The sequence below is a fragment of the Egicoccus sp. AB-alg6-2 genome, assembly GCF_041821025.1.
Taxonomy (GTDB): domain Bacteria; phylum Actinomycetota; class Nitriliruptoria; order Nitriliruptorales; family Nitriliruptoraceae; genus Egicoccus.
This window is the reverse complement of record NZ_JBGUAY010000012.1, coordinates 15,520-37,880: the sequence shown is the minus strand read 5'-3', so window position 1 is coordinate 37,880 and position 22,361 is coordinate 15,520. Positions and strand designations below refer to the sequence as shown.

19 protein-coding genes are annotated in these 22,361 nt (G+C 71.2%); 9 read left to right on the top strand and 10 right to left on the bottom strand.

The genetic code is table 11. The features are described 5' to 3' along the window. Positions 1–40: 40 nt before the first annotated feature. On the top strand, positions 41–1,534 hold the full coding sequence (gene fdhD / locus ACERMF_RS17315; protein WP_373670403.1) for a formate dehydrogenase accessory sulfurtransferase FdhD: 1,494 nt from the start codon (positions 41–43) through the stop codon (positions 1,532–1,534). An 8-nt stretch (positions 1,535–1,542) separates the two neighbouring features. Here the strand turns inward: fdhD and ACERMF_RS17310 are convergent, their stop codons facing one another. Further along, the gene (locus ACERMF_RS17310; RefSeq protein ID WP_373670402.1) at positions 1,543–1,914 is read right to left on the bottom strand and encodes a cupin; all 372 of its coding nucleotides are present in this window, start codon (positions 1,912–1,914) and stop codon (positions 1,543–1,545) included. 259 nt (positions 1,915–2,173) lie between these two features. Between ACERMF_RS17310 and ACERMF_RS17305 the strand changes: the two genes are divergently transcribed. Next, positions 2,174–4,870 carry a S8 family serine peptidase gene (locus ACERMF_RS17305; RefSeq protein ID WP_373670401.1) on the top strand — a complete coding sequence of 899 codons (2,697 nt, stop codon included), beginning with the start codon at positions 2,174–2,176 and terminating at the stop codon, positions 4,868–4,870. A gap of 67 nt (positions 4,871–4,937) precedes the next feature. Here the strand turns inward: ACERMF_RS17305 and ettA are convergent, their stop codons facing one another. The 5 genes from ettA to ehuB form a co-directional block, all read right to left on the bottom strand. Next, positions 4,938–6,617, bottom strand: coding sequence for an energy-dependent translational throttle protein EttA (ettA, locus tag ACERMF_RS17300; RefSeq protein ID WP_373670400.1), 1,680 nt, complete (start codon positions 6,615–6,617; stop codon positions 4,938–4,940). Positions 6,618–6,694: 77 nt separating this feature from the next. Beyond that, on the bottom strand, positions 6,695–7,447 hold the full coding sequence (gene ehuA / locus ACERMF_RS17295) for an ectoine/hydroxyectoine ABC transporter ATP-binding protein EhuA (protein WP_373670399.1): 753 nt from the start codon (positions 7,445–7,447) through the stop codon (positions 6,695–6,697). 25 nt (positions 7,448–7,472) lie between these two features. Then, complete coding sequence (gene ehuD, locus ACERMF_RS17290; protein ID WP_373670440.1) at positions 7,473–8,090, bottom strand: ectoine/hydroxyectoine ABC transporter permease subunit EhuD; 618 nt, start codon at positions 8,088–8,090, stop codon at positions 7,473–7,475. A gap of 218 nt (positions 8,091–8,308) precedes the next feature. Beyond that, on the bottom strand, positions 8,309–9,043 hold the full coding sequence (locus ACERMF_RS17285) for an amino acid ABC transporter permease (protein ID WP_373670398.1): 735 nt from the start codon (positions 9,041–9,043) through the stop codon (positions 8,309–8,311). A 72-nt stretch (positions 9,044–9,115) separates the two neighbouring features. Next, positions 9,116–10,021: an ectoine/hydroxyectoine ABC transporter substrate-binding protein EhuB gene (gene ehuB, locus ACERMF_RS17280; RefSeq protein WP_373670397.1), complete on the bottom strand. Its 906-nt coding sequence runs from the start codon at positions 10,019–10,021 to the stop codon at positions 9,116–9,118. A gap of 309 nt (positions 10,022–10,330) precedes the next feature. On the opposite strand from ehuB, the gene ACERMF_RS17275 reads away from it, so the two are divergent. Next, positions 10,331–11,818 (top strand): fused MFS/spermidine synthase, encoded by a 1,488-nt coding sequence (locus ACERMF_RS17275; protein WP_373670396.1) that lies wholly within the window; start codon positions 10,331–10,333, stop codon positions 11,816–11,818. Here ACERMF_RS17275 and ACERMF_RS17270 read toward each other — a convergent pair. Together ACERMF_RS17270 and ACERMF_RS17265 are read right to left on the bottom strand one after the other, a co-directional pair. Next, positions 11,804–12,127 (bottom strand): helix-turn-helix transcriptional regulator, encoded by a 324-nt coding sequence (locus tag ACERMF_RS17270; protein WP_373670395.1) that lies wholly within the window; start codon positions 12,125–12,127, stop codon positions 11,804–11,806. The two genes, ACERMF_RS17275 and ACERMF_RS17270, sit on opposite strands and share 15 nt — an antisense overlap. Positions 12,128–12,162: 35 nt before the next feature. Beyond that, on the bottom strand, positions 12,163–13,935 hold the full coding sequence (locus ACERMF_RS17265) for an ATP-binding protein (RefSeq protein ID WP_373670394.1): 1,773 nt from the start codon (positions 13,933–13,935) through the stop codon (positions 12,163–12,165). 263 nt (positions 13,936–14,198) lie between these two features. Between ACERMF_RS17265 and ACERMF_RS17260 the strand changes: the two genes are divergently transcribed. Further along, on the top strand, positions 14,199–14,654 hold the full coding sequence (locus tag ACERMF_RS17260; RefSeq protein WP_373670393.1) for a response regulator transcription factor: 456 nt from the start codon (positions 14,199–14,201) through the stop codon (positions 14,652–14,654). Here the strand turns inward: ACERMF_RS17260 and ACERMF_RS17255 are convergent. Continuing rightward, a complete protein-coding gene (locus ACERMF_RS17255) occupies positions 14,651–15,733 on the bottom strand; it encodes a serine/threonine-protein kinase (RefSeq protein ID WP_373670392.1) in 1,083 nt (360 codons plus the stop codon). The two genes, ACERMF_RS17260 and ACERMF_RS17255, sit on opposite strands and share 4 nt — an antisense overlap. Positions 15,734–16,084: 351 nt before the next feature. Here ACERMF_RS17255 and ACERMF_RS17250 point away from each other — a divergent pair, with 351 nt between their 5' ends. The 4 genes from ACERMF_RS17250 (at position 16,085) to ACERMF_RS17235 (ending at position 20,316) form a co-directional block, all read left to right on the top strand. Beyond that, entirely contained in the window at positions 16,085–17,407 is a 1,323-nt protein-coding gene (locus ACERMF_RS17250) for a DEAD/DEAH box helicase (protein ID WP_373670391.1), read from the top strand. Between the two features lie 104 nt (positions 17,408–17,511). Next, on the top strand, positions 17,512–18,636 hold the full coding sequence (locus tag ACERMF_RS17245) for an LLM class flavin-dependent oxidoreductase (RefSeq protein ID WP_373670390.1): 1,125 nt from the start codon (positions 17,512–17,514) through the stop codon (positions 18,634–18,636). Continuing rightward, entirely contained in the window at positions 18,633–19,253 is a 621-nt protein-coding gene (locus ACERMF_RS17240) for an FMN reductase (RefSeq protein WP_373670389.1), read from the top strand. The genes ACERMF_RS17245 and ACERMF_RS17240 overlap by 4 nt, the downstream gene beginning before the upstream one ends. Position 19,254: 1 nt before the next feature. Next, positions 19,255–20,316, top strand: coding sequence for an NAD(P)-binding domain-containing protein (locus ACERMF_RS17235; RefSeq protein WP_373670388.1), 1,062 nt, complete (start codon positions 19,255–19,257; stop codon positions 20,314–20,316). A 19-nt stretch (positions 20,317–20,335) separates the two neighbouring features. Here ACERMF_RS17235 and ACERMF_RS17230 read toward each other — a convergent pair whose 3' ends face one another. Then, on the bottom strand, positions 20,336–21,304 hold the full coding sequence (locus ACERMF_RS17230; protein ID WP_373670387.1) for an NADPH:quinone oxidoreductase family protein: 969 nt from the start codon (positions 21,302–21,304) through the stop codon (positions 20,336–20,338). A gap of 163 nt (positions 21,305–21,467) precedes the next feature. Between ACERMF_RS17230 and ACERMF_RS17225 the strand changes: the two genes are divergently transcribed. After that, entirely contained in the window at positions 21,468–22,361 is an 894-nt protein-coding gene (locus ACERMF_RS17225) for a neutral zinc metallopeptidase (RefSeq protein WP_373670386.1), read from the top strand.

Genomic DNA, 22,361 nt, shown 5'->3' with positions numbered 1-22,361 from the left:
GTTTACGTTCGGCGGGCGGCGGACCGACGGGAGTCCAGCGGTGGAGACGGACAGGGAGGCCCACGACGCCGGGTCCGAGTCGGCACGCGCTTCGGTCGTGGGTGCGGTGCTCGCCGGTGGGCGGTCCAGCCGGATGGGACGTGACAAGCGCTTCGTCACCCTCGACGGCCAGCCCCTGCTCGCCCGCGCCGTCGGCGCCGTGGCCGCCGTCTGCGACGAGGTGACCGTCGTCGTCGCCACGGCCGAGCCGCTGCCCGCGCTGCCCGTGCAGGTGGGGGTCGTCGTCGACTCGACGCCGGGACAGGGGCCGCTCGGCGGGCTGATCACGGCGCTGGAGACCGCCGCGGGCGACGTCGTCGTCGTCGTGGCGGGCGACCATCCCGACCTCCAGCCCGCCGTGCTGGGATTGCTGGCACGAACTCTTGCCGCGGCCGACGTGGACGCGGTGCTGCTCGGCGACACGCATGGCGTCGCGCAGCCGCTCGTCGGCGCCTACCGGCGGTCGGCGCACGCACCGCTGTCGGGCGCATTCGCCTCGGGCGAGCGACGCGCCACGGCGGTGCTCGACCACCTCGACGTCCTGGTGCTCCCGCCCGGTGACTGGCGGGCACACGATCCGGCGGGCACGACGCTGGTGGACCTCGACACGCCCGACGACGTCGCCGCGTTCGTCGCTGGCTCGTCGGACGGCCGGTCCGCCGACACCGTGCCGGTGACGCAACTCCGCCACGATACGGGGCGGGTCGTGGCGCACACCGGTCGTGACCAGCTGACGGCGGAGGAGCCGCTGCTCATCCGCGCGGCGGGGCCGGACGAGGAGCCCGTCGACCTCGTCACGACCATGCGCAGTCCCGGGGCCGAAGCGGACCTGGCGATCGGATGGCTGGTCACCGAAGGCCTCTACGACCCCCGGCTCGGGCCGGCGACGGTGCGGACGGGCGACCCTCGGGAGCTGTCACGGCCCGAAGACACCGTGACCGTTCGGCTCCCCCATCCATTGCCGCTGACGGCCGCGGCCCACCGTCACGTCATGGCGACGGCGTCCTGCGGCGTCTGCGGTCGGGCCTCCATCGACGAGTTGGCCGCCAGGTGCACGCCGCTACCGCCGGGACCGACCGGGGGCGGGCCAGCCGCCGAGGTGCTCCTCGCGCTCCCCGACCGGCTGCGCGAGGCCCAGACCGTGTTCGCCGTCACGGGCGGGACCCACGCGACCGGTCTGTTCACGACCGACGGCCGGCTGGTGGGTGTTCGTGAAGACGTGGGCCGGCACAACGCCCTGGACGCCGTCATCGGCGCCCAGGTGCTGGCCCGCGGGATGGCGTTCGGCGACAAGGTCGCGGTGTTGTCGGGACGCGTCGGTTTCGAACTGGTCGCGAAGGCGGCAGCGGTCGGTCTCCCGGTCATCGTTGCAGTCGGAGCGCCCACCGATCTGGCGGTGCGCACGGCCGATCGGCTCGGCATCACCGTGGTCGGGTTCGTCCGGGACGGCCGCGGCAACGTCTACACGCACGGCCGACGGATCCGCCGGGCCTGACCGGCGACTCAACTCTGGACGACCGTGAGGATCGCGAGCAGGTCGTCCTCGGCTGCCAGTCCGTGCTTGTCCAACGGGATCGGCGCCCAGGTCCCCGGCGTCAAACGCGTCGAGGCGCCACCGTGCGTCAGCGATCCGGTGCCGCTGATCACCTGGATGGCCGCGGGGCCCGGCGACGGGTGCTCCGTCAACTCCTCACCGGCACACAGGGCGATCAGCGTCTGCTTGAGCGGCCCACCGTCGGAGGGGGTGAGGGTGACGGCTGACCGGCCGCTCTTGTCGCGAGCCTCCTGCATCAGCTCGGCTCCGACGGCCTCGAGGTCCACGGGCGGCTTCGGGGTGCGTTCCTCGACGTTGGGATTGTCGCTGGACTGGTCCATGGGCTGCCGCTCCTGTCTCGATGGTACGGAAACCCGAGTCTGCGCAGGTCTCAGCAGGGGCCGCCTGCCGCCACGGTGGCCGGCGGGGCACCCCTGAACGTCCGGCGGCCCGATGGCCGGCCGGGGGACGAACCGCATGGCTGATCACAATGGGCTACTTGTGCTCGGCCCGCACACCTCCATACGCACCCCTCCTTTCGGTCTAGCCTCCCTCGTCCGCCGGCCGGCCACCCGGTCGGAAACCACAAGAGGGGATGCAATGAGAGGGAGCCGCAAGTTCGTCGGCCCCGCGTTCCTCGTCGGTGCCCTGGTCGCAGCCATGGCCGCACCAGCGAGCGCCGCGGGACCGCGGGTCGAACCGACCCAACCAATGCCGTGGGAGCTCGCCGACCGGGACGGCGAGGCCGAGTTCGTCGACGACCTCTGGTTCGTCGAGTTCGAGGCCGCGCCGACGAGCCGCGGTGGGAGCCGCGCCGCCCAGAACAACGAGCGCAACGCCTTCCGGGCCGAGGCCCGCGCCGAGGGCCTGCGCGCCGAACAACAGAAGGACTTCCGGACGCTGTGGAACGGCATGACCGTCCGCGCGGACGCCGCGGAGGCCGGCGCGCTCTCGACCCTGCGTAGCGTCAAGGCGGTCTACCCCGTGGCGCTGGTCGAGCGACCAGAACCCACGTCCGTCAGCCCGGAACTGGGCACCGCACTCGGCATGACCGGCGCCGACGCCGCCCAGTCCGAGCTCGGACTGACCGGCGAGGGCCTCTCGGTGGCCATCATCGACACGGGCATCGACTACAACCACCCCGACCTCGGCGGTGAGGGCGACGACGCCAACCGCATCGAGGCCGACGCCAGCACCCGCGCGATGGACCACCCGCGCATCACGCACGGCTGGGACTACGTCGGTGAGACCTTCAACCCGGCGGATCCCGACGCGCCGCAGACGCCACAGCCCGACCCGGACCCGCGCGACACGCAGGGCCACGGTTCGCACGTGGCGGGCATCGTCGGCGCCAGCGCCGCCGACGAGGACGGCGTCACCGGTGTCGCTCCCGGCGTCACCTTCGGCGCCTACAAGGTGTTCGGTCCCGGCTCGACCACCTCGGACGTGATCGTCGAGGCGCTCGAGCACGCCTACCTCGACGGCATGGACATCGTCAACATGTCGCTGGGCGCCGCCTTCGCCTGGGGCCAGGACTACCCGACCACCGCCGCCAGCAACACGCTCGCGGCCAACGGTGTCGTGGTCGTCAACTCCGCCGGCAACAGTGGCGGCGACGGCCTGTGGACGCTGTCGGCGCCGGCCAACGCCCACGACATCATCTCGGTCGCCAGCGCGGACAACACCCACGTCAACGCGCGGGCGTTCGTCGTCGAGCAACTCGACGACCCGGTCCCGTACATGGAGATGACCGGCGCCGAACTGCCGCCGACCGAAGGCGAGTCCGAGGAGCTGGTCTGGCTCGGCCGCGCCTGCACCGCAACGGAAGGTGACACCCTCGAGGGCGATCCCGCGGGCAAGGTCGCCCTGATCACCCGTGGTACCTGCACCTTCGCGGAGAAGTACGAGGCAGCCGCCGACGCGGGCGCAACCGGCGTCATCATCCACAACAACGCCGCCGGCCTGTTCGCCGGCACGGTGGGTGACGACGGCCGGGACGGCATTTGGAGCGCGGGCATCAGCCTGTCGTCCGGGGAGGCGCTGCGCGAGCTGCTGACCGACGGTGAGACCGTGACCCTGCAGTTCACCGACGAGCAGGTCACGGCGGTCAACCCGACCGGGGGCCTGGCCTCGTCGTTCACCTCCTACGGCCAGGACGTCGAGCTCGCGTTCGGACCAAGCGTCATGGCACCGGGCGGGCTGATCGTCTCGACCTACCCGTTGGGTCGTGGCGGATACGCCAGCCTCTCGGGCACCTCGATGGCCGCACCGCACGTCGCGGGTGCCGTCGCATTGCTGCTCGAGGCGGAACCGGACCTCGACCCGTTCGCGGTCCGCGACCGGCTGCAGAACACGGCCGAGCCGGCTGAGTGGTCGCTCGCGCCAGGGTTCGGCTACCTCGAGCACACGTTCCGCCAGGGTGCCGGCATGATCCAGGTGGACCAGGCGGTGCTCGCCGACCAGTCGGTCGCACCGGCACAGCTCGCGCTCCGCGACGCCGCGGAGACCGTCACGGAGCTGCTGGTCACCAATCGAGGTGACGAGAGCGTGACGTACGCGATCAGCCATGAGGGTGCGCTCAGCTTGGCCGGCAGCACCTTCACACCGAGCGCCTACCTGCCCGGATCCGAACTGACCGCCCCGGACACGGTGGTCGTGCCCGCCGGAGCGACGGTCCCGGTTCCGGTCGCCATCACCGCGCCGGGGTACGGGGCCGCCAACCACCAGTACGGCGGCTACGTCGTGCTGACTCCCGACGACGAGCACGGGCAGACGCTGCGCGTGCCCTACGTCGGCTTCGACGGCGACTACGTCGGCGAGATGGGACTGCTCGGTCATTGGCAGAACCCGAGCACCTTCGCCGAGGTGGATCCCGTCATGGCGCGCAGCGCAGACGGCGGCCTCGTGGTCGCGGAACCGGACCACGTCTACCGGCCGGCGCAGGGCGACCACCCGGTCGTCGCACCGTTCTTCGGCCACTTCCCGCAGCGGCTCGAGCTGTGGGCGAGCAAGGTCGGCGACGACGAGCGGTTCCTGGTCGGCGAGCACAGCTACGTCCCGCGCAGTCCCCAGCCGGGCGTGCGCCGGACCTTCGCCTGGGACGGCCGCGTGGCCCGAGGAAGCAGCGGCGGCGACCGCATGGTCCCGAGTGGCGAGTACACCCTCGAACTGCGGGTGCTGCGCGCGACCGGCGATGCCGGGAACGCCGACCACTGGGAGACCTGGGAATCCGACCCGTTCCGGATGGTGACGGGCCAGGGCCGACCGGGTCAGCCCGGTGGAGGTCCGAGGGGCTGACCCAGCACCACCACAACGAGCGGGGCGGGCCCATCCGGGCCCGCCCCGCTTCGTTCTGTCGTCGCCGTCAGGACGAGCGGCGGGTGAGCGGGCGGTACTTGATCCGGGTCGGGTTGAGGGCCTCGTCGCCCTTGCGGCGGCGCAGGTCCTCTTCGTACTCCGAGTACCCGCCCGGGAACCAGGTGACCTGCGAGTCACCCTCGAACGCGAGGATGTGGGTGGCGACCTTGTCGAGGAACCACCGGTCGTGGCTGGTGATCACCGCACAACCCGCGAACTCCAGCAGCGCCGACTCGAGCGAGCGCAGCGTGTCGACGTCGAGGTCGTTGGTCGGCTCGTCGAGCAGCAGCAGGTTTGCCTCGTTCTGCAGCAGCTTGGCGAGGTGGATGCGGTTGCGTTCCCCTCCCGAGCACGAGCCGACGTTCTTCTGCTGCTCGCCGCCGGTGAACCCGAACGCGGCGACGTAGGCGCGCGACGCCATCTCGGTCTTGCCGAGTTGGATCCAGTCCCCGCCGCCCGTGATCTCCTCGAAGACCGTCTTCTCCGGTGCCAGCGCCTGCCGGGACTGGTCGACGTAGGACAGCTGCACGGTCTCGCCGACCCGCAGCTCGCCCTCGTCGGGTGTCTCCTCACCGACGATCATGCGGAACAGGGTCGTCTTGCCGGCACCGTTGGGGCCGATGATGCCGACGATCCCGCCCGGCGGCAGGGTGAAGTTGAGGTCTTCGTACAACAGCTTGTCCCCGAAACCCTTCATCACGCCCTTGGCGTCGACGACCACGTCACCGAGGCGCGGCCCCTCGGGGATCATGATGATCGGCTTGGTGACCTGCTTGGGCCGGTCCTGGTTGAGCAGCGACTCGTAGGCCTGCACGCGGGCCTTGGCCTTCGTACGCCGGCCCTGCGGCGACGCCTTGACCCACTCCGCCTCCTCGGCGAGCTGACGCTGGCGCCCCGACTCCTCCTTCTCCTCCTGGCGCAGCCGCTCCCGCTTCTGCTCCAGCCACCCGGAGTAGTTGCCCTCGAACGGGTGGCCCTTGCCACGGTCGAGTTCGAGGATCCACTCGGCCACCTGGTCGAGGAAGTAGCGGTCGTGGGTGATGGCCACGACCATGCCGGGGTAGTCGGCGAGGTGTCGCTGCAGCCAGGCCACGGTGTCGGCGTCGAGGTGGTTGGTCGGCTCGTCGAGCAGCAGGATGTCCGGCCGCGACAGCAGCAACTTGCACAGGGCCGCGCGACGCTTCTCGCCGCCCGAGAGCACGGTCACGTCGTCGGCATCCGGTACGCGCAACGCGTCCATCGCGATCTCGATCTTGCGGTCGAGGTCCCAGGCGTCGGCGGCGTCGATCTTGTCCTGGACCTCGCCCATCTCGTCGTAGACCCGCTGCATCTCGTCGTCGTCCATCGGCTCCGACAGCTTGGCGGTGAGTTCGTTGAACCGGCCGACGAGCTGCGCCGTCTCCCCCAGGCCCGCCAGGACGTTGTCGCGGACGGACTTGTCCGGGTCGAGTTCCGGCTCCTGGGGCAGGTAGCCGACCGACAACCCCCTGGCGGCCCATGCCTCGCCCTCGAAGTGGGTGTCGACCCCGGCCATGATCCGCAGCAGCGTCGACTTCCCGGCGCCGTTGGGGCCGATGACGCCGATCTTGACGCCCGGCAGGAACGACAACCAGATGTTGGACAGGACCTCCTTGCCGCCCGGGACGGTCTTGGTGAGGCCCTTCATCACGAAGCAGTACTCGGCCACGGAAGCCTCCGGCGTGCGATCGGTTCGCGGGTTCTTTGTCCGAACCGTACCGAGGTGCCGTCGACCCGGATGCGGGCTCAGTGCTCGAAGACGGCCGCGAGGAAGTCCTTGGTGCGCTGCTCCCGGGGGGCGCGCAGCACCTGGTCCGGGCTGCCCGCCTCGAGCACCTGCCCGTTGTCGAACATGACGACCTTGTCCGCGATCTCGCTGGCGAACCCCATCTCGTGGGTGACGAGCATCATGGTGGTCCTGCCCTCGGCCGCGATGTCGCGTAGCACGTTGAGGACCTCGCCGACGAGCTCGGGATCCAGCGCGGAGGTCACCTCGTCGAAGAGCAGGACGGCCGGTTCGGTCGCCAGCGAGCGGGCGATCGCCACGCGTTGCTTCTGCCCGCCCGAGAGCTGGCCCGGCGTCTGGTCGGCGGCGTCGCCCAGGCCGACCTGCTCGAGCAGTTCCATGCCGCGTTTCCTGGCCTCGTCGCGGCTGCGACCATGCACCTTCATCGGTGCCAGCATGATGTTGTCGAGCGCGGTCATGTGCGGAAACAGGTTGAAGTGCTGGAACACCATCCCGACGTCCGAGCGGACCGTGCGGATGTGCTTCTCGCTGGCGGGCCGGAGCTCGCCGTTCCGCGGCTCGTGGTAGAGGTGGCGGCCGTTGATCTCGATGGTCCCGCTGTCGGGACGCTCGAGCGTCATGCAGACCCGCAGGATCGTGGTCTTGCCCGATCCCGACGGCCCGATGATCACGACCTTCTCGCCCGGCGCGACGTCGAGGTCGAGGTCGCGCAGCACGACGTTGTCGCCGAACGCCTTGTGCACGCCGCGCATGCGCACGGCCGGCGTCGCAGCAGGGTCAGGTGCGTTCGTAGCCAACGCGGTTCTCCAGACGACGGACCAGCCAGGCGGCCGGAAGACTGACGATGAGGAAGCCGACGCCGATGAGCAGGAACGGCTCGACGGGACGGAAGGTGCTGCCGTTGATCGCGGTCGCGAAGGCGAGCACCCCGGTGATCTGCACCGCCGAGCCGAGCGGTGCGTCCTTGAAGGCGGCGACGAGGAAGTTGCCGAGCGCCGGCAGGACGTTGGGGATGGCCTGCGGCAGGATCACCTGGGTCCAGGTGGTACGCGGACCGAGGTTGAGCGCGGTCGCCGCCTCCCACTGGCCCTCGGGGACGCTGTTGATCCCGGCCCGGTAGGCCTCGGAGCAGTAGCAGCCGTAGTGGACTCCGAGGCCCAGCACCAGCGTCTGCAGCGGCGTCAGGACGATGCCGAGGTCGGGCAGCGCGTAGTACAGGAAGATGAGCTGGACCAGCAGCGGCGTGCTCCGGACGAACTCGATCACCGCCGCGAACGGCCAGCTCACCAGCCGGATCGACGACCGTCGGCCGACGGCCAGCAGCAGGCCGAGCACGGCGGCCACGGCGAAGGCGAGCACGGTCGAGGCCGCCGTGATGGCGAGCGCATCGAGCATCTGCGGCAGGAGTTCGCGGGCGAAGACCGGGTCGAAGTCGAGCGCCGGGTCCGCCCGCCGTTGCGGACCGGAGAACCGCAGCCGGCGCGACGCCACGCGGTACAGGCCGTAGATGCCCGCCAGTACGGCCAAGGCGACCGCAAGTGACAACGGTGAACGCCACGCCCGACGGCCGGCACCAGTCGGCCGCGGCGGACTCGACACCCCGGTCACGTCGTTCACTTCGCCACCTTCAGCGCATCGGCCTCCGTCAACGTCGTCGGCTCGCCCCCGGTGCCGACGAAGCGACGCTCGACCCGACGCTCGGCGAACCGGAACGCGAGGTTGATCAGCTGGGCGAGCACGAAGTAGATGAGCAGGGCGTTGAGGAACAGCGTGGTCGACCCCGCCGGTGCCTCCGACACCACGCGGCTCGTGCGCATGCGCTGGGTGACCCCGAGCAGGTCGGCGAGCCCGATCAGGTAGACCAGCGAGGTGCCCTTCAGGATCTCGATGGTCAGGTTGCCCATGGGCGGCAGGATCACGCGCAGTGCCTGCGGCAGCACGACATGGCGCAGCCGTTGGGCCTCGGACAGGTTGAGCGCGATCGACGCCTCGGTCTGGCCCTTGGGCACCGACAGGATGGCCCCGCGGATGATCTCGGCTCCGTACCCGCCCATGTTCACGCCGAGCGCGATGGAAGCGAGCAGCATCAGGTCGCGCTGCGGCAACCCCAACAGGATGGGGATGGCGTACGCCATGATGAACAGCAGGATGATCGAGGAGATGCCACGCGCGAACTCGACGAAGACCAGCGCCGCACCGCGAATCCACGCATGCGAAGAGAGGCGGGCGATACCGAAGACCAGCGACAGCACGAGCCCGAGCAGGAACGCGTTGCCCAGCAACTGCACCGTGAGCACGGCACCGTCGAACAGGCGCTCGTACTGGCTCGATCTGAGCAGCAGTTCCATGCCGGCGTTCTCCTGGCCCGCATCGACGGTGGTGGACCGGCTCCGACGGCCGGTCCACCGCGTTCGCGGGTGTCAGCCCGTGAGGTCGTCGACCGTCAGCTGCTGCGCCCGCTCGATGTCCTCCTCGGCGAACCCGAAGTCGGCGATGATCGGCAGCAGCTCGCCCTCGTCCTGGAGCCGATTGAGCTCGTCGTTGAAGGCGTCGCGGAACTCCTGGTCGTCGTTGCGGAACCCGAAGCCACCGCAGCCGAGGATCTCCTCACCGTCCTCGTCGACGGGGAAGAACGATTCGGTGGCCTCGTAGCCGTCCATCGCCTCGACCTGGGTGAGCACGGTGAGGGTGGTGCCGACCACGGCGTCGACCCGGCCGGCCTCGAGGGCGTCGTACTGGGCGTTGACGTCGTTGAAGAGTTCGATCTGGTCGTCGGGCACGCCGGCGATGTCGGCATAGCCCTCTTCGACCGCGCCGCTGAGGATGGCGATGGTCGCGTCGGGCGACTCGATCACGGACGCGAAGTCCGACAGGTCGTGCGGGTTGCCCGCTTCGACCGCGAAGGCCTCGCCCACGCAGTAGTCGGGGTCGGAGAACAGGATCTGCGCGGCGCGGTCGGCATTGATGTACATGCCGGCCGCAATCATGTCGAACTGGCCCGCCTGCAGCCCCGAGATGAGGGCGTTGAAGTCGACGATCTGCGCGTCCATCTCGTCGATGCCGAGCTCGGCGAGCACCACGCGGGCGACCTCGGGCGCCTCGCCGGTGATGTTGCCGCCGTCGTCCTCGTAGCCATACGGGACCTCGTTGGCGATGCCGACGGTGATACTGCCCTGCTCCTGCAACCGAGCGAGCGTGTCGCCGCCGTCCCCGCCCTGGGCCGTGGCGTCATCGGTTTCGTCACCGGCGTCGTCGTCGGTGGGCGCCCCGTCGTCGATGCCGGTCGCCGTGGTGGTTTCGTCATCGCCGACGCCACAGGCGGTCAATGCGAGCGCGACGGCTGCGACAGATGCCAGCGCGCGTCGCCGGAAGGTTCGGGTGGTACCGAGAATCGCTCGTCTCCTGGTCGGAAGCTTGGGTTCGTGGTCGGCGCCACCAACCGCGCAGCGCCGCCCCCGAGGCGCATCCGCATGACGACGGCGGCGAACGCCGACGTGACGACCCTACGAGTCCACCTGCGTACGGCCAGGAGGACACCTGTACGAAGGGGGTGTTGCGTGGCGATGTGGATCCACTAACAGCCCGGCGTCGGCGCGCGTCGGATGCGTTGCGGGGACGGCGTACCCTGCGCGCCGATGCCTGCCCTCGCCACCGCCCTGCTGGTCTTTCTCTCCTCCGCCGCCGTGCTGGTGCTGGAGATCCTCGCCGCGCGCCTGCTCGCCCCCTACGTCGGCGTGACGCTCGAGGTCTACACCGCCATCATCGGCACGATCCTCGCGGGCATCGCGTTCGGATCGTGGTGGGGCGGCAAGTGGGCCGACCGCCGGGATCCGCGGCTGCTGATCGGGCCCTTCCTCATCGCGGGAGGTGCGCTCTCGTTCGTCACCATCCCGGTCGTCGACGCCCTGGGGACGGGACTGCGGGGCGCCAACGCCCTCACGACGGTGGTGCTGACCTTCGCCGCCTTCTTCGCGCCGGCGGCCGTGCTGACGGCGGTCACGCCGGCGGTGATCAAGCTCGAGCTCGCCGATCTCGACCAGACCGGGCGCGTCGTGGGGCGCCTGTCGGCCATCGGCACCGCCGGTGCGATCATCGGCACGTTCGTCACCGGCTTCCTGCTGGTGGCCGCGGTGCCGACGCGCCCGACCATCCGCGTCGTCGGGGTCCTGCTCGTGGCCATGGGTGTCGGCACGGCCGTGTGGCTGCGCGGCGGACGACAGGCCGTGTCGACCGGCACGCTGGTCGCGGTGGTGGTCGCGGGGCTGTTCTCCTTCGCCGCGCGACACCCGTGCGACTACGAGTCCGCCTACTACTGCGCACGCGTCGAGGTGGACGCCGAGCGGCCGTCGGGCCGTGCCCTGTGGCTGGACACCATGCGACACAGCTACGTCGACCTCGACGATCCCACCCACCTCGAGTTCACCTACACCCAGTGGTTCGGCGACGTCATCACGGCGATGGCTCCCGACGGTGAGCCGCTTCGCACGCTGCACGTCGGTGGTGGTGGTTTCACCATGCCGCAGTACCTGCGTGCGGTGCATCCCGGTTCCCGATCGACGGTACTCGAGGTCGACCCGCTGCTGGTCGAGCTGGCACAGGACGAGCTCGGGCTCGAGCTCGGCGGGGACATCGAGGCACGAACCGGTGACGCCCGGGTGACGGCCCCAACGGTGGACGCCGACGCCTTCGACCTGGTGGTCAACGACGCGTTCGGGGGCGTGGCCGTGCCCTGGCATCTCGCCACCCGGGACTTCCTCGAGAAGATGGACCGTGCCGTCGACCACGAGGGCGTACTGGTCACCAACGTCATCGACTACGGCCCACGCGACTTCCTGCGGGCCTACCTCGCCACCACGGGTGCCGTGTTCGACCACGTCGCCGTGCTCGGCCGTCCCGACGCCTTCGGTCCCCGGGACAGGCGCGGCCTCGGTGGCAACTACGTCGTGATCGCCTCCGACGCCCCCCTGCCGTTGGACGCCGTCGCCGACGTCAACCGCAACCGCGCGCAGGTCGACGAGCTCCTGCACGGCGACGCCCTGCGGGACTTCGTCGGTGACGCCGTGGTCCTCACCGACGACTACGCGCCGGTGGACCAACTCCTCACGCCGCTACCCGACGCCTGACGAGCCGGTGTCGTCCGCGACGGCGGTGCGGCTCTGCTCGAGCACCCCGAGCAACTCGCCGACGCGCGAGTCCGCCTCGAGTTGGTGGCGCAGGGGCCGGTCGAGGTTGACGTCGTAGCGGTTGCGGCGTCCGACCCGGTGACGCACCACGTATTCCGCCGCGACGAGGTCGGCCACGATGGACTGGGCCGCCCGCTCGGTGATGCCGATGCGGTCGGCGATGTCCCGGATGCGGATGTCGGGGTCGCGCGAGATGCAGACCAGCGCATGACCGTGATTGGTCAGGAAGGTCCAGTTGCGCTCGGTCACGTCGGAACTCCGGGGTCGTCCACGAGCGGCGAACGCTAGCCCGCGCTGCCCGGTTCGTTCGCCATCCCGACCTCGACCGAAGCGTCGAGCAGCACCTCGTTCGGGAACGACACGACGAACGTGGCACCGGTGTCGGTGTCGGCCAGATCGACCGCGCCGCCGTAGTGCTCGGCGATTCTTCGCACCATGCCCAGGCCCACCCCCGACCCGGCGGCGCCCGCGCCCCGACCGCGCTGGAACAGGTCGAAGATGCGGTCGCGGTCCTCGTGCCGGATGCCGGTGCCATCGTCGGCGACCCGCAGCTCGAACCCGGTGGCGGTCTGGTGACTGCTGACCTGGACCCGCAGATCGTCGCGGCCGCCGTGCTTCACCGCGTTGCTGACCAGGTTGTCGACCAACTGTTCCGCCCGGACCGGGTTGAGCAGCACGACGGGGAGGTCGTCGCCGATCTCGATGGTCGCCTGCGGGCGGGTCACCGCCACCCGTTCGCGCACCCCCTTGGCGACGGCCGCGAGGTCGACCGGCTGGACCTCCGTCTGGGTGCGACCGATCCGGGACAACTCGAGCAGGGCATCGACCAGGCCGTTGAGGTAGTCGCTGCTCGCTGTGATGCCCTCGAGCAGATGTGCACGCTCCTCGTCGCTGTCCGCGGCGCGAAGCAGCGTCGCATAGCCGTTGACGGCCACCGCCGGACTACGCAGGTCATGGGCGAGACCGATCAGCGTCGTCTCGAGTTCCCGACTCGCGCGCTCGGCGTCGTGGCGGGCCTCGAGGTGCTTGGCCGCCAACTCACTGCGCTCGAGCGCCAGTTGCAGCTGCCACGCGTAGGCCGCGACCAGCTCGCGCTCGTAGTCCCCGAACAGCGGGCTGTAATTGGTCATCCGAACCACCAGCGTGGCGTTGCCGACGGGAACGACCTGGGTGCCCGGCAGTGGGGGCGCGTCCTCCGCGAACCGGTCGGCAGCTTCGGCGAGGTCCTCGGGGTCGATGTCCACGGCGGCGAGGACGGTGCCGTCGGTCGCGAGCACCGCGACGCCGGCCCCGATGTGCCCGGCCAGGATGGGCGCCACGGCGCGAGCGGCGTCCTCGGGCGTCACCGCCGAGATCAGTCGTTGCTGCATCTCTCCGAACGTCTGCGTGCCCTGTCGGCGCCACCACAACCGGAGCGGGAGCGGCGGCGCGAAGCCGGCGTGGGCCATCCCGGCCGCGACGAGCGAGGCGGCGTAGGCGACCGCGCGCATCCCGTACCTGCCCTCGGGTGGCGCCAGCACCGTGACCACCACCGCTGCGGTCAGCAGGACCAGCGCACCGGCGATCAGCCGCATGCGAGCCCGGACGATGCGAGACGTGCTTCCGCCGGCGGCGAACAGGCGGCCGGCCGTCGCGATCGACGGGACGAGCCAGGCCACCGTGAAGCCCACGAGGAAGACGATGTCGTCCGCGTCGCGTCCGACCGAAGCCCCCGGGTTGGTCACCGCGAACAGCGCAGCGACGGCCAGCACGCCCAGCCAGGCACGACGCAGCCAGGCGGGCAGCTCACCCTCGAAGGACCACGCGAAGGCCGCCAGCAGCCACGGGAAGCTGACCACGCCGATGACGGCGAGCAGGCGGACGACTTGTGCGGGGACGCCGGTCAACAGCGCCGCCACGCGCCCGGCCCCGAGCCCGAGGGCGATGGCGGCGAACGCCGCGGCGAGATAGCCGGCCGGAGCCAGGCGCCGGCGTCGGTACTGCCACAACGCCGTCGCCGCCAGGAGCCCATAGGCGACGAGCAGCAGGTCCCTCAGCGTCGCGGCGACCTGCTGCACGGCTCCCACCAGTTCCCGGCCGGCGCCCCCGCACCAGGCGACTTCTCCCCGGCCGTCGAGCTTAGGGACTCCGCGCGTACGGACGCCGCAACCGAGGGTCCGGCGGCCGGTGGCCGGAAGGTCGGATACAGTGACCCGCCACACGGCCGCCGCACCCACGAGCCGCTCGAAGACCGAGTGCGCGTGGTCGGCTACGGTGACCCATTCTGTTTCGCCGTTCAGACCACGAGCGCGCGCCCGGCCCCTCCTACACAGGGTTCTTCGTGCACGCATCCACCGAACTGCCACGGATCGTCGTGGTGGACGACGATCGCACCATCCGCGACGTCGTCAGCCTGACGTTGCGGAGCAGCGGTCAGGTCGAAGTCGTCGGCATGGCCGCCGATGGGGCCGAGGCACTGGACGTCGTCAACGCCGAGCAGCCCGACGTCGTCCTGCTGGACCTGATGCTGGGCGCCGAGCGGGGCACCGACCTGATCGCGCCCCTGCTGAAGTCGGCGCCGCGCACGATGATCGCGATGATGACCTCGGTGCCGGCCGAACTCGAGGAACTGAACTCGCTGCGGGCCGGCGCGTTCGTCTACTACGAGAAGACGATGCTGAGTGCGCTCGCGCGCTTCATCGCCGACGACCTGGCGCTGTTCCAGCGTGCGCTCGGCGGCGAGGACGTCGTCGCGCCGTCGTCGCTGCGCCGGCGCGCCGAGCCGACGGGCTCCTAGTCGCGTCTGGTCGCCCCGAGAGCCGCGAGCACGTCCAACGGTCGCGGCGGCGTCAGCGGCGTCAGGGCATCCACGACCTCCCACGCGGAGCGGTAACGCCCGCGGGGATCGAGCCGGGTGAGCCGCCGCACGACCTCGCTGAGGTCGCGTGCGTCGGTCGCCCCGATCTCACGCAGGTCGGGCACCTCCGCGGTCAGCCGTGCCAGGGCGGTCGCCGTGTTGGTGTCGCCGGAGAACGGCCGCTTGCCGGTCGCGGCCTCCCACAACACCAGGCCCAGGGCGTAGAGGTCGGTCCGCTGGTCGCCGATGCGACCCTCGACCTGTTCGGGGGCGAGGTAGGCCGGGCTCCCGGCGACGTGGCCCGTGGGCGCCGGCGTCAGCTCCGAGGTGAGCTGACGCGCCGTGCCGAAGTCGACGACCTTGAGCGTCCCGCGTTCGGTGACGACCACGTTGCGGGGCTTGAGGTCGCGGTGGACCACGCCCTGGGCATGGATCGCCGCCACGCCGGTGGCCAGCTGCAGCCCGACGGCGGCGACCACCTCGTCGGGGAACGGGGCGTACTCGTTGATCAGGCCGCGCAGGCTGATGCCACCGACGTACTCGGAGATCAGGCACAGCTGGTCACCGACGGTCTGGACGTCGAAGAGGCGCATGACGTGCTCGTGCTCGACCTTGGCCAGCAGGTCCGCCTCGCGGCGGAACCGTTTCATCGCCATGCCGTGGTCGAGCAGTTCGGTACGCATCAACTTCACGGCGACCACGCGACCGAGTCGCAGGTCGGTGGCGCGCCAAACCGTGCCCGCGCCGCCCCGGGCGACCAGCGCGTCGATGCGCCAGCGGTCGCCGATGACCGTGCCCGGCCGCAAATCGGTGTCATGGGCGACACGCGGCGAGGACTCCTCGCGCTCCGCGACCAGCCGCTCCCGCTCGTCGACCTGCCGATCGCGTGCCTCGGCGCGGCCTTCGCGGGCGTCGGCCCGGTCCTCGCGGGCTCGCAGCACCGCCTGGCGGGCGTCGAGCTCGCGCTCCCGTGCCGCCAGCGTGTCCTCGCGCTCACCCGCGCCACGGCTCTCGCTCACCCGTCCAGCCTACTCCCGAAGTGTTTCTCCCCACGTACGGAACCGCTGACCGCATCGGATCGGCGCAATCCGTGGACCGCCCGGTACGCTGCTCCCCACGGGGCGGTCCTGTCCGCCCTGGAACACGTCGTCACCTCCCGTCCGCCGCCGCGCTCCGGCAGCGATCGGCCCGGTGACCATCAGGCTCTCGGATGGGCCCGCGGCACCGCCGCACTCCTTCCCGGCTGCGTGTTCGACACGCACCGCGATTGCCGGCTCCGGCCGCCTCCTCGCCGTGCTCGCGCCGGCGGAACCTGTCGGTGCGCCACACCGACGTGCCCGCCAGGACGGCTGGGCCGACAAGGTTTCTTCGTGACCACCACCTTCTCCGAACTCGGCGTTCCCGCCGCTCTCGTCTCGCGGCTGCGGACGCTCGACATCACCGCACCGTTCCCGATCCAGCAGCTGACCCTGCAGGACGCGCTCGCCGGGCGCGACCTGTGCGGCAAGGCCCCGACCGGCTCGGGCAAGACACTCGCCTTCTCCCTGCCGGTCGCCATCCGCGTCGGCGAGGGTGCGGCGCGTCGCCCGCGGGCGCTGCTGCTCGTCCCGACCCGGGAGCTGGCCTCGCAGGTACGTGACGTGCTCGCCCCCCTGCTCGAGGTGACCGACCGTCGCATCGTCACGCTGTACGGCGGGACCAGCGTCAACCGCGACCGCCAGCGCCTCGCCAAGCGCGTCGACGTCGTCGTCGCGACTCCCGGCCGTCTCGAGGACCTGCTGCAGCAGCGGGCCATCTCGCTCGCCGACGTCGACCTCGTCGTCATCGACGAGGCCGACCGCATGGCCGACATGGGGTTCCTGCCCGTCGTGCGCCGCATCCTCGACCAGACCCGGAGGCAGCGCCAGACGCTGCTGTTCAGCGCCACGCTCGATGGCGACGTCGACGTGCTGGTGCGCCGCTACCAGCGCGACCCGGCCCGCCATGAATTCGACACGCCTGCCGAACAGCGCGGGGACGTGCGCCACGTCTTCTGGGCCGCCGAGCGCAACGAGCGGCGGCGCCTGACCGCGCAGATCGTGCGGAAGACCGGACCGGCCATCGTGTTCACCCGCACCAAGCACGGTGCCGACCGCCTCGCCAAGCAGCTGGCACAGGACGGCATCACCACGGCCGCGATCCACGGCAACCGCTCGCAGAACCAGCGGGAGTCGGCGCTGGCCCGCTTCGCCGACGGCCGCGTTCACGTGCTCGTCGCCACCGACGTCGCCGCACGTGGCATCCACGTCGACGACGTCGCCGCCGTCGTGCACTACGACCAGCCGGCGACCGACAAGGACTACGTCCACCGCTCGGGGCGGACCGGTCGGGCCGGGGCCGAGGGCGTCGTCGTCTCGCTCGTCGGCGCCGAGGAACGCAAGGACGTGCAGAAGCTGCAGCGCGACCTCGCCATGCCCGAGGGTTTGCACGACCTCACCATGGAACTGCTGACGGCCGACACGCTGCCGACGCCACGGCGTGACGCGGCAGCCACCCCCACCGCCGCCCGGCCGCGTCGGGTGAGCGCCAACGGCGGGCCGGCCCCGGCCACGAGCCGCCGTCGCGCGCGCCACGGTCGCGACAACGGTGGCAGCCAGGGCGGCAGCAACGGCGGTGGCAACGGCGCCGGCGCCAAGCGGGCACGCCGCCGCTGACCGGGGAATACCTCGCGGAGCACCGGGCGTTCTGGTAGATAGTTGCAAGTGAAATCACCGCCCGTGCGCCCCTTGTGGGCGCGCCCATCGCGAAGGTCCCAGGCATGCAGTTCGGCGTCTTCTCCGTCAGTGACATCACGCCCGACCCGACCACCGGGCGCACGCCGACCGAGGCGGAGCGCCTCCAGGCCGTCCTGCAGATCGCCAGGACCGCCGAGGAGGTCGGGCTCGACGTGTTCGCCCTCGGCGAGCACCACAACCCGCCGTTCTTCTCGTCCTCACCGACGACCACGCTTGCCAATCTCGCGGCGCAGACGCAGCGGCTGATCCTGTCCACGGCGACCACCCTGATCACGACCAACGACCCGGTCAAGATCGCCGAGGACTACGCGATGCTGCAGCATCTCGCTGGCGGCCGCATGGATCTGATGCTCGGACGCGGCAACACCGGTCCGGTCTACCCCTGGTTCGGCTACGACATCCGCGCCGGCATCGACCTCGCCGTCGAGCACTACGCCCTGCTGCGCCGGCTGTGGCGCGAGGACGTGGTCGACTGGGAAGGGAAGTTCCGCACCCCGCTGCAGGGCTTCACGTCGACGCCCCGGCCACTCGACGGCGTGCCGCCGTTCGTGTGGCACGGTTCGATCCGCACGCCGCAGATCGCCGAGCAGGCCGCCTACTACGGCGACGGGTTCTTCCACAACAACATCTTCTGGCCGATGCGACACACCAGCCAGATGGTCCAGCTGTACCGCAGCCGCTTCGAGCACTACGGCCACGGCTCCGCCGACCAGGCCGTCGTCGGCCTCGGGGGACAGTTCTTCGCGCGACCCAACTCGCAGGACGCCGTCCGGGAGTTCCGCCCCTACTTCGACGTCGCCCCGGTCTACGGCCACGGACCCTCGCTCGAGGACTTCACCGCGCAGACCCCGCTGACCGTCGGGTCCCCGCAGCAGGTCATCGAACGCTATGCCGGCATGCGCGACGCCGTCGGCGACTACCAGCGCCAGCTGTTCCTCATCGACCACGCCGGGCTGCCCTTGCGGACCGTGCTCGAGCAACTCGAGATCCTGGGTGGCGAGATCGTCCCGGCCCTGCGCCGGGAGTTCGCCACCAATCGCCCGGCCCACGTCCCGGATGCCCCGACCCACGCCTCGCTCCGGGCGGCCCTCGAGGCCGAGGACACCGACGTCCTGGCGGGCGCCGAGACCGTGGAGGAGTTGCGATGACCACCCGCACGCTGGCCGTGGTGTCGGCCGGGCTCGGCCAGCCGTCGTCGACGCGGTTGCTGGCCGACCGCCTCGCCGAGGCGACCGTTGCCGCCGTCCGCGACCATGGCGACGACGTGGTCGTCGAGGTGATCGAGCTGCGCGAGCTCGCCCACGACCTGACCGATCATCTGCTGACCGGCTTCGCGAGTGAGCCGCTCCAGGCGGCCAAGGACACCGTCTCGGGCGCGGACGGGGTGATCGCCGTCACGCCGATCTTCAGCGCGTCGTACAACGGGCTGTTCAAGAATTTCTTCGATGTCCTCGACGATCACGCATTGACGGATGCGCCGGTGCTGATCGCGGCGACGGCCGGCACGGCGCGCCACTCGCTGGCGCTCGAACATGCCCTTCGGCCCCTGTTCGCCTACCTGCGGGCGGTCGTCGTGCCGACGGCGGTCTTCGCCGCAGCGGAGGACTGGGGTGGAGGTGGCGAGGTCGACGGGGGGCTCGCCGCGCGGATCAAGCGCGCCGCCGGACAGCTCGCCGACCTCGTCGTCGGCGCGCCGACCCGACGGTCGGCAAGCAATCCATTCGCCGACCCGATCCCGTTCGAGCAGCTGCTGCGGGGGCAGTGACATGGACGACGTCGAGGTGGTCGTCGTCGGCGCCGGCCAGGCCGGGCTGTCGGCGGCGTACTTCCTCGGCACCCGCGGCTTCCTCCCGGGCGAGGACCACGTGGTGCTCGACGGCAACGCCGCCGCCGGCGGCGCCTGGCGACATCGCTGGCCGACGCTGACGATGGGGGCGGTCCACGGGCTGCACGACCTGCCCGGTCTGCCGCTCGGCGACGTCGATCCCGAGGCGCCGGCGAACGAGGTCGTCGCCGCGTACTTCGCACGCTATGAGCGGCATTTCGGGCTGCCGGTGCGCCGGCCGGTGCGCGTCGGCGAGGTCCACGAGGCGGGTGACGGCCGACTGCTGGTCCAGACCGACCGGGGGACGATGCGCACGCGTGCGCTGATCAACGCGACCGGGACGTGGACCCGGCCGTTCTGGCCGCGGTATCCCGGCATGGCGGATTTCCGGGGCCGCCAACTGCACACCGCCGACTACGCCGGTCCACGCGGGTTCGCCGGTCAGCACGTGGTCGTGGTCGGCGGCGGGCACTCGGCGATCCAGCACCTCGCCGAGATCTCGTCGGTCACCTCGACGACCTGGGTCACCCGGCGCGAGCCGCAGTGGCGCGACGAGCCGTTCGACACCGAGGCAGGACGTGCGGCGGTCGCCGAGGTGGCCGAGGCGGTTGCCGCGGGCCGACGACCCGACAGCGTCGTCAGCGTGACGGGCCTGGTGGCCACACCGCCGGTCCTCGAGGCGCGCGGCCGCGGCGCGCTCGACCGGCTGCCCACGTTCGATCGCATCACCGCCGACGGCGTGGCATGGGACGACGGCCGCTTCATTCGGGCAGACGTCATCCTGTGGGCGACGGGCTTCCGCCATGCCCTGGACCATCTCGCACCGCTCGACCTGCGCGGGCGGTCCGGTGGGATCCGCATGGACGGCACCCACGTGGCCGGTGACCGTCGCATCCACCTGCTGGGCTACGGACCGTCCGCCAGCACCATCGGTGCCAATCGGGCTGCCCGCGCGGCGGTCCTGGACGTCCGCGACTTCCTCGGGCACGTACGCGCCGCGTGAGCACCATGGCGCGCACGGCTCATCGCACGTCGAGGACGACCTTGCCGGTGGCCCGGCGTTCGTCGAGCTCACGCAGCGCCTCGACGGCGCGCTCGAGCGGGTAGCTGCCGCCAAGGATCGGGCGGAGCGCACCACGCCGGATCAACGGGAGCAGGTCGGCCCACTGGATCTGCGGGTAGCTCAGGTCACGCAAGAAGTGCGCGCCCCACGCCACTCCGACCACCGACGTGTTGCCGAGCAGCAGCCGGTTGACCTTCACCGTCGGGATCTCGCCGCCCGTGAAACCGATGACCAGCAGCCGCCCCTCGGGAGCCAGACACCGCAGCGAGTCGGTGAACCGGTCCCCGCCGACGGGATCGACGATCAGGTCGACGCCACGGCCGTCGGTCATCTCCTTCACGCGGTCGCGGAAGCCGTCGGCCGACACCACCTCCTCGGCTCCGGCCTGACGCGCGACCTCGGCCTTGGCGTCGCTGGAGACGACCGCGATGACGCGGGCGCCGTAGGCGTTGGCCAGCTGGATCGCCGCCGTGCCGACCCCGCCGGCGGCCCCGTGGACGAGCACGCACTCGTTGGGCTGCAGCCGGCCACGACGGATCAGGGCGAAGTGCACGGTCAGGTAGTTCATCGGGAGCCCGGCCCCAGCGGCGAAGCCGACGTCGTCGGGGAGCGGGAACACGAGTCGGGGGTCGACCACGACCGTCTCGGCGAACCCACCGAAGCCCGGGAACGCCGCCACCCGGTCGCCAGGTCGCAGCGGGCCGTCCGACGGTGCCTCGCGGACGACGCCGGCGACCTCGGACCCCGGCGCGAACGGCGGGTCGGGCTTGATCTGGTACTCGCCGCGGGTGAGCAGCACGTCGGGGAAGGTCACCCCGGCGGCGTGCACGTCGATGACGACCTGGCCGTCGACGGCTGCAGGCTCGTCCACCTCGACGACCTCGACCGCATCCGGTCCTTCCAACCGTGTCACGTGAACGGCGCGCACCGTGGCTCCTCTTCGTCGTGGTCGAGGTGCGCAGGCAAGCACGCCGGAGCGGAAGAGGCGTGACGGCCGCCACCGGAGGAACACCGTCGTGGGGGTACGCACGCGTTCGGCGCTCGTAGTCTTCGGCTCTTCCGGCGTCGCGACCGGTCCAGGGAGTGCCCCGATGAGCTTCAACGACGACGTGCGCATCGATTCGGGTCGTGCCTCGCGCGGGCGCCGCGGCGGAGCGGGTGTGGCGATCGGTGGCGGCGGTGGCCTGCTGCTGCTGTTGCTCGCGCTGGTGTTCGACATCCCGCTCGACGCCTTGGCCGGTGGCGGCGATCCGGGCGCCGGGTCTGCCGGCGGCCAGGAGATCGAGGGTGGCTTCGAGCACTGCCAGACCGGTGCGGACGCCAATGAGCACGTCGACTGTCGCATCATCGCCACCGCGGAGAGTCTCGACGTCGTCTGGGAGGAGCAGCTGCCCGCGGCCGGCGGCCCGGCATACGAGCCTCCGGGACTGACCATCTTCGAGGGTCAGGTTGCCACGGGGTGCGGCACCGCGACGAGCCAGGTCGGCCCGTTCTACTGCCCCGCCGACCGCACGACCTACTTCGACACCGGCTTCTTCGACACCCTGCGGGAGCGTTTCGGCGCCGGCGAGGGACCCCTCGCGGAGCAGTTCGTCGTGGCCCACGAGTTCGGCCACCACATCGAGCACCAGCTCGGACTGCTCGACCGCGCCCAGCGCGACCCCAGCGGCCCCGAGTCGGGCGCCGTACGGGTGGAGCTCATGGCGGACTGCCTGTCGGGCGTGTGGGCCCACCACGCCACGCAGGCGCTCGACCCCGAGAGCGGCGAGGCGTTCCTGCGCCCGTTGACCGAGGACGACATCGCCGACGCGCTCAGTGCCGCTGCCGCCGTCGGCGACGACCGCATCCAGGAGCGGGTGCAGGGCCAGGTCACGCCCGAGACGTTCACGCACGGCACCAGCGAACAGCGGCAGTCGTGGTTCTCACGGGGCTACCGTGAGGGCGAGCTCGCCGCGTGCGACACCTTCGCGACCGACGAGCTGTAG

Coding starts and splice junctions, on each gene's coding strand:
- ACERMF_RS17225 (WP_373670386.1), top strand. CDS start 21,468: ATGAGCTTCAACGACGACGTGCGCATCGATTCGGGTCGTGCCTCGCGC.
- ACERMF_RS17305 (WP_373670401.1), top strand. CDS start 2,174: ATGAGAGGGAGCCGCAAGTTCGTCGGCCCCGCGTTCCTCGTCGGTGCC.
- ACERMF_RS17285 (WP_373670398.1), bottom strand. CDS start 9,043: ATGGAACTGCTGCTCAGATCGAGCCAGTACGAGCGCCTGTTCGACGGT.
- ACERMF_RS17235 (WP_373670388.1), top strand. CDS start 19,255: ATGGACGACGTCGAGGTGGTCGTCGTCGGCGCCGGCCAGGCCGGGCTG.
- ehuD (WP_373670440.1), bottom strand. CDS start 8,090: ATGCTCGATGCGCTCGCCATCACGGCGGCCTCGACCGTGCTCGCCTTC.
- ACERMF_RS17245 (WP_373670390.1), top strand. CDS start 17,512: ATGCAGTTCGGCGTCTTCTCCGTCAGTGACATCACGCCCGACCCGACC.
- ACERMF_RS17240 (WP_373670389.1), top strand. CDS start 18,633: ATGACCACCCGCACGCTGGCCGTGGTGTCGGCCGGGCTCGGCCAGCCG.
- ACERMF_RS17275 (WP_373670396.1), top strand. CDS start 10,331: ATGCCTGCCCTCGCCACCGCCCTGCTGGTCTTTCTCTCCTCCGCCGCC.
- ehuA (WP_373670399.1), bottom strand. CDS start 7,447: ATGCGCGGCGTGCACAAGGCGTTCGGCGACAACGTCGTGCTGCGCGAC.
- ACERMF_RS17310 (WP_373670402.1), bottom strand. CDS start 1,914: ATGGACCAGTCCAGCGACAATCCCAACGTCGAGGAACGCACCCCGAAG.